Source organism: Streptomyces sp. MnatMP-M17 (assembly GCF_900091995.1).
GTDB lineage: Bacteria > Actinomycetota > Actinomycetes > Streptomycetales > Streptomycetaceae > Streptomyces.
Genome location: NZ_FMDK01000971.1, coordinates 1 through 1,053, shown reverse-complemented (window position 1 = coordinate 1,053; position 1,053 = coordinate 1). Strand labels below are relative to the sequence as shown.

The 1,053-nt window shown below is 68.9% G+C and carries 2 protein-coding genes; one reads left to right on the top strand and one right to left on the bottom strand.

What is annotated here, in order from left to right; all coding sequences use genetic code 11:
* On the bottom strand, window positions 1-155 hold a 155-nt coding region (locus GA0115259_RS34385; protein ID WP_141716807.1), incomplete at its 3' end, for a DUF3417 domain-containing protein.
* 457 nt (window positions 156-612) lie between these two features.
* Between GA0115259_RS34385 and GA0115259_RS34380 the strand changes: the two genes are divergently transcribed.
* On the top strand, window positions 613-1,053 hold a 441-nt coding region (locus tag GA0115259_RS34380), incomplete at its 3' end, for a maltotransferase domain-containing protein (protein WP_141716808.1).

Here is a 1,053-nt window from a genome sequence, read left to right as displayed (position 1 = left end):
CCGTCGGCGGCCCGCCAGCCGGCGGGATCGACGGCTTCGAAGAGCTCTCGGGTCTCGGTGTGCCAGGACCAGCGCAGATTGCGGGCGAGGTCGCTGAGCGGTCGGAGTGGTGCGGGCAGGACAGGGCGGACGGTGAACCGACGGATTGCCTTCACGTGTTCCACCTTCGCAGGGACATACGAGCCGGAGCGGACGCACCACGGGTGTACGGTCCGCCGTCCCTCCGACGGTAGTCCCCGGGCGCCCTCCGCAACCACGGCGCATTCGCGCATTCGCGCCGGGCTCTCTACGCCCCAGTAGTTAACAGATCGCCGGATTGCCCACCCGAAGGGAGGGGGAAGGCTCATCCGGTACGCACCCGGTACGCACAGCTCAAACACCCGCTCATACGCGGTGTCCGTACGGCAAACGAGCGCGTTTCCACACGATTCCAGCGCTATTCGAGTGAACGCGGACAGGAGCGGCCATGCCCGCAGCCTCCCAGTCGTCTACCGAGCAGCTACAAAGAACATCCAAAACATCAAGAACCGGCAAAGATACGCAGCCGGCCGGCCCGACGCACCCGCCCTGCCTGTCACGCCCGCACAGCCCACAGGTGATCCAGTGAAACCGCTGATTGGTCGCATTCCCGTCCTGGACGTACAACCGCTCGTCGACTGCGGCAGACGCCCCGCGAAGGCGGTGAGCGGTGAGTCCTTCCAGGTCACCGCGACCGTCTTCCGCGAGGGCCATGACGCGGTCGCGGCCAATGTCGTCCTCCTGGATCCAGGTGGCCGCCCGGGCCCCTGGACCCCGATGCGTGAACTCGCTCCCGGCACCGACCGCTGGGGCGCCGAGGTCACCCCCACCGAGGAAGGCCGCTGGACCTACACCGTCGAGGCGTGGAGCGACCCGGTCGCCACCTGGCGCCACGCCGCCCGGATCAAGATCCCAGCGGCCACCGACGAGCACGACATCGCCCTTGTCCTCGCCGAGGGCGCGGAGCTGTACGAACGGGCCGCCGCCGGTGTGCCGAAGGCCGACGGCCGGGAGGCCGTGCTGGCCGCCGTCGAC